A 5,270-nucleotide genomic window follows, 5' to 3' on the forward strand; every position below is an offset into this window, starting at 1 on the left:
GTAACGATTTGGGCACTGTCTCAACCAGAGACTCGGTGAAATTATAGTACCTGTGAAGATGCAGGTTACCCGCGACAGGACGGAAAGACCCCGTGGAGCTTTACTGTAGCCTGATATTGAATTTTGGTACAGTTTGTACAGGATAGGCGGGAGCCATTGAAACCGGAGCGCTAGCTTCGGTGGAGGCGCTGGTGGGATACCGCCCTGACTGTATTGAAATTCTAACCTACGGGTCTTATCGACCCGGGAGACAGTGTCAGGTGGGCAGTTTGACTGGGGCGGTCGCCTCCTAAAGTGTAACGGAGGCGCCCAAAGGTTCCCTCAGAATGGTTGGAAATCATTCGTAGAGTGCAAAGGCATAAGGGAGCTTGACTGCGAGACCTACAAGTCGAGCAGGGACGAAAGTCGGGCTTAGTGATCCGGTGGTTCCGCATGGAAGGGCCATCGCTCAACGGATAAAAGCTACCCCGGGGATAACAGGCTTATCTCCCCCAAGAGTCCACATCGACGGGGAGGTTTGGCACCTCGATGTCGGCTCATCGCATCCTGGGGCTGTAGTCGGTCCCAAGGGTTGGGCTGTTCGCCCATTAAAGCGGTACGCGAGCTGGGTTCAGAACGTCGTGAGACAGTTCGGTCCCTATCCGTCGTGGGCGTAGGAAATTTGAGAGGAGCTGTCCTTAGTACGAGAGGACCGGGATGGACGCACCGCTGGTGTACCAGTTGTTCTGCCAAGGGCATAGCTGGGTAGCTATGTGCGGAAGGGATAAGTGCTGAAAGCATCTAAGCATGAAGCCCCCCTCAAGATGAGATTTCCCATAGCGTAAGCTAGTAAGATCCCTGAAAGATGATCAGGTTGATAGGTTCGAGGTGGAAGCATGGTGACATGTGGAGCTGACGAATACTAATAGATCGAGGACTTAACCATATAATATGTAGCAAATGTTATCTAGTTTTGAAGGAATATGCCTTCATAGTTTGGTGATGATGGCAGAGAGGTCACACCCGTTCCCATACCGAACACGGAAGTTAAGCTCTCTAGCGCCGATGGTAGTTGGGACCTTGTCCCTGTGAGAGTAGGACGTCGCCAAGCAACTTTAAGACGAGTCAGAATGACTCGTCTTTTTTGTGTTTTATAACTTTTTTTCAAAGCTAAATATTTTGAAGTGCTTCTCGCTTTTCAAAAAGGTTTTTGAGTACGTAGCTATATAAGTTTTATTCAATTTCTTTCGTGATTTTTTATATGTAATTTAAGATTTTCTATTTTATTTCTTAAAGATAGGATTCATCAGTGTGTTAAAATAGTACAGTTGTTTTTGATGTACTTTAATATAAGAAGATTTAAGTTAGAAAAGGAGATAATATGAAAAAGATAAGTATAATTACTATAGTAGTCTTAGTCCTGCTAGTAATCGTGTATATGTTAGTTGGAAATTATTTTTATAACTATGCGTTAAATGCGAAACAAGAAAAGGAATTTTTGCAAGATAATCCTCATTTAGTAGAAACGGTAAGTGCATCGGGAGATGTATTGGCTGCAAATGAAGAAAAGAATGCAAACTTCGTATCGAAGTATAAACCTAACACATTAACTATACGTTCTTTCGATAAATTAAATTTAAAAGGTTATGAATATATGAATGAACCATCTAGTCATAAATGGGCAATTGTAGTTCATGGATACAATGGTAGAGCATCAGAAATGACGAAATATGTTCGTAATTTCTATGAACAAGGCTATAATGTCATAGCACCAGACCTTCGTGGACATGGAAATAGTGAAGGAGATTATGTTGGTATGGGCTGGCATGATCGTAAAGATGTTTTGATTTGGATTCAACAAATCTTAAAGAAAGATCCTAATGCTGAAATAGCTCTATTTGGTGTTTCGATGGGCGGGGCAACTGTAATGATGACTTCAGGAGAAGATTTACCTTCTAATGTTAAAGTTATTATTGAAGATTGTGGATACTCAACTGTTATTGATGAATTTACTTATCAACTAAAAGATTTATTCCATTTACCGAAGTTTCCTGTTATGAATGCGGCAAATACGGTTACTAAATTAAGAGCTGGTTACGATTTAGAAGAGGCTTCAGCTGTAAAACAAGTAGCGAAAAGTAAAACACCTATGTTATTCATTCATGGGGATGCTGATACATTCGTTCCTTTTGAAATGTTAGATGAAGTATATAATGCTGCAAAAGTAGAAAAAAAGAAATTAATTGTTCCAGGTGCTGGACATGGAGAAGCGGAGAAAGTAGATTCGAATAAATATTGGAATACTGTATGGAAGTTCGTAGGGAAGTATATTCCGGCATAATTAAAATTGTTGCATTTATATAGACGATAATCGGAGGGATAATAGTTAATCCTTTTGATTATCGTTTTTTTGTTAATTAGGTATTCTGCTATAAGTGTGTTTTTGTATGTACTATATGAAGGAGATAGAGCAAAAACTTTTGAATTCCTTAATCTCAGTGCTACAATGATTGAAAACTAAATGTTAATGAGGTGTTTTTATGAAAATTGAAGTATGGTCGGATTTTGTATGCCCATTTTGCTATATTGGGAAACGTAGATTAGAGATGGCTTTAGAGCAATTTCCATATAAGAAGGATGTTGAAGTTGAGTTTAAAAGTTTTGAATTAGACCAAAATGCTCCAATCTATTCTGGAACAAGTATTAATGAAGTACTTGCATCAAAGTATGGAATTAGTATTGAAGAAGCTAAGCGTAATAACGTACAGTTAGGAAATCATGCAGCTAGTATGGGTTTAAGTTTTAATTTTGATGAGATGAAGCCGACTAATACTTTTGATGCGCATCGTCTTGCGAAGTTTGCAAAGAATCAAGGGAAAGAAAAAGAGATTACAGAAAATCTACTTTTTGCATATTTCACTGAATCGAAAAATTTAAGCGATGTGGATACACTTGCTACTATCGCTGAAGCTTCAGGTTTAGATAAGCAAGAAGCTTTAAATGTTATTAATGATAAAAATGCGTATGCAAATGATGTTAGAATTGATGAAGCGATTGCTCAGCAATATCAAATTTCGGGAGTGCCTTATTTTATTATTAATCAAAAGTATGCTATTTCAGGTGCACAACCACTTGAAACTTTTGTTGGTGCACTTCAGCAAGTGTGGGAAGAAGAGAATCCTGCACCTAAGTTGCAAGAACTTTCTTCAGAGGGTGGAAGCGATCTTTCTTGTACTGATGGAAGTTGTTCGGTGCCGTCGAAAGAACAATAGTTTTTATGGTAGAAGAGCACCCCATAGATTGTTCTGTGGGATGCTTGTATATAACTTATAGAAGAAATACGTAAATGAAATCTATAAAATATAAAGTTTTTTAAAAAACGTATTGACGATTATACTTTAGAGGTGTAATATAGAACAAGTCGCCGATGACATTAACGTCGAAAGCGACAAACGAAATAAAAAACTTAGTTGACATTGAAAGATGAAAATGTTAACATAAGGAAGTCGCAAATGAGCGACCAAGTAGTTCTTTGAAAACTGAACGAAACAAACAACGTGAAACGTCAATTTTTATTTTAGATGCTAGACAAACTAACTTTATTGGAGAGTTTGATCCTGGCTCAGGATGAACGCTGGCGGCGTGCCTAATACATGCAAGTCGAGCGAATGGATTAAGAGCTTGCTCTTATGAAGTTAGCGGCGGACGGGTGAGTAACACGTGGGTAACCTGCCCATAAGACTGGGATAACTCCGGGAAACCGGGGCTAATACCGGATAACATTTTGAACCGCATGGTTCGAAATTGAAAGGCGGCTTCGGCTGTCACTTATGGATGGACCCGCGTCGCATTAGCTAGTTGGTGAGGTAACGGCTCACCAAGGCAACGATGCGTAGCCGACCTGAGAGGGTGATCGGCCACACTGGGACTGAGACACGGCCCAGACTCCTACGGGAGGCAGCAGTAGGGAATCTTCCGCAATGGACGAAAGTCTGACGGAGCAACGCCGCGTGAGTGATGAAGGCTTTCGGGTCGTAAAACTCTGTTGTTAGGGAAGAACAAGTGCTAGTTGAATAAGCTGGCACCTTGACGGTACCTAACCAGAAAGCCACGGCTAACTACGTGCCAGCAGCCGCGGTAATACGTAGGTGGCAAGCGTTATCCGGAATTATTGGGCGTAAAGCGCGCGCAGGTGGTTTCTTAAGTCTGATGTGAAAGCCCACGGCTCAACCGTGGAGGGTCATTGGAAACTGGGAGACTTGAGTGCAGAAGAGGAAAGTGGAATTCCATGTGTAGCGGTGAAATGCGTAGAGATATGGAGGAACACCAGTGGCGAAGGCGACTTTCTGGTCTGTAACTGACACTGAGGCGCGAAAGCGTGGGGAGCAAACAGGATTAGATACCCTGGTAGTCCACGCCGTAAACGATGAGTGCTAAGTGTTAGAGGGTTTCCGCCCTTTAGTGCTGAAGTTAACGCATTAAGCACTCCGCCTGGGGAGTACGGCCGCAAGGCTGAAACTCAAAGGAATTGACGGGGGCCCGCACAAGCGGTGGAGCATGTGGTTTAATTCGAAGCAACGCGAAGAACCTTACCAGGTCTTGACATCCTCTGAAAACCCTAGAGATAGGGCTTCTCCTTCGGGAGCAGAGTGACAGGTGGTGCATGGTTGTCGTCAGCTCGTGTCGTGAGATGTTGGGTTAAGTCCCGCAACGAGCGCAACCCTTGATCTTAGTTGCCATCATTAAGTTGGGCACTCTAAGGTGACTGCCGGTGACAAACCGGAGGAAGGTGGGGATGACGTCAAATCATCATGCCCCTTATGACCTGGGCTACACACGTGCTACAATGGACGGTACAAAGAGCTGCAAGACCGCGAGGTGGAGCTAATCTCATAAAACCGTTCTCAGTTCGGATTGTAGGCTGCAACTCGCCTACATGAAGCTGGAATCGCTAGTAATCGCGGATCAGCATGCCGCGGTGAATACGTTCCCGGGCCTTGTACACACCGCCCGTCACACCACGAGAGTTTGTAACACCCGAAGTCGGTGGGGTAACCTTTTTGGAGCCAGCCGCCTAAGGTGGGACAGATGATTGGGGTGAAGTCGTAACAAGGTAGCCGTATCGGAAGGTGCGGCTGGATCACCTCCTTTCTATGGAGAATTGATGAACGCTGTTCATCAATATAAGTTTCCGTGTTTCGTTTTGTTCAGTTTTGAGAGAACTATCTCTCATATATAAATGTATGTTCTTTGAAAACTAGATAACAGTGTAGCTCATATTTTTTAATTTT

The 5,270-nt window shown here is 42.7% G+C and carries 2 protein-coding genes, 2 rRNA genes and 1 other annotated feature (1 of these 5 cut by a window edge); all 4 genes read left to right on the forward strand.

The window, feature by feature from the left end:
• Window positions 1–925, forward strand: a sequence feature (most likely nonfunctional fraction of RNA operon) (it extends 3,475 nt beyond the left edge of the window).
• Window positions 926–974: 49 nt separating this feature from the next.
• Window positions 975–1,090: ribosomal RNA gene (gene rrf, locus V6946_RS01515) — 5S ribosomal RNA — on the forward strand.
• Between the two features lie 270 nt (window positions 1,091–1,360).
• Entirely contained in the window at window positions 1,361–2,320 is a 960-nt protein-coding gene (locus tag V6946_RS01520) for an alpha/beta hydrolase (protein ID WP_366982511.1), read from the forward strand.
• A 199-nt stretch (window positions 2,321–2,519) separates the two neighbouring features.
• Window positions 2,520–3,251 (forward strand): DsbA family oxidoreductase, encoded by a 732-nt coding sequence (locus tag V6946_RS01525; RefSeq protein WP_000687954.1) that lies wholly within the window; start codon window positions 2,520–2,522, stop codon window positions 3,249–3,251.
• 327 nt (window positions 3,252–3,578) lie between these two features.
• Window positions 3,579–5,130: ribosomal RNA gene (locus V6946_RS01530) — 16S ribosomal RNA — on the forward strand.
• The last annotated feature ends 140 nt before the right edge of the window (window positions 5,131–5,270 follow it).

Origin of the sequence: Bacillus sp. PPSBB_2 (genome assembly GCF_045291115.1) — a bacterium.
GTDB lineage: Bacteria > Bacillota > Bacilli > Bacillales > Bacillaceae_G > Bacillus_A > Bacillus_A cereus.

Coding starts and splice junctions, on each gene's coding strand:
- V6946_RS01520 (WP_366982511.1), top strand. CDS start 1,361: ATGAAAAAGATAAGTATAATTACTATAGTAGTCTTAGTCCTGCTAGTA.
- V6946_RS01525 (WP_000687954.1), top strand. CDS start 2,520: ATGAAAATTGAAGTATGGTCGGATTTTGTATGCCCATTTTGCTATATT.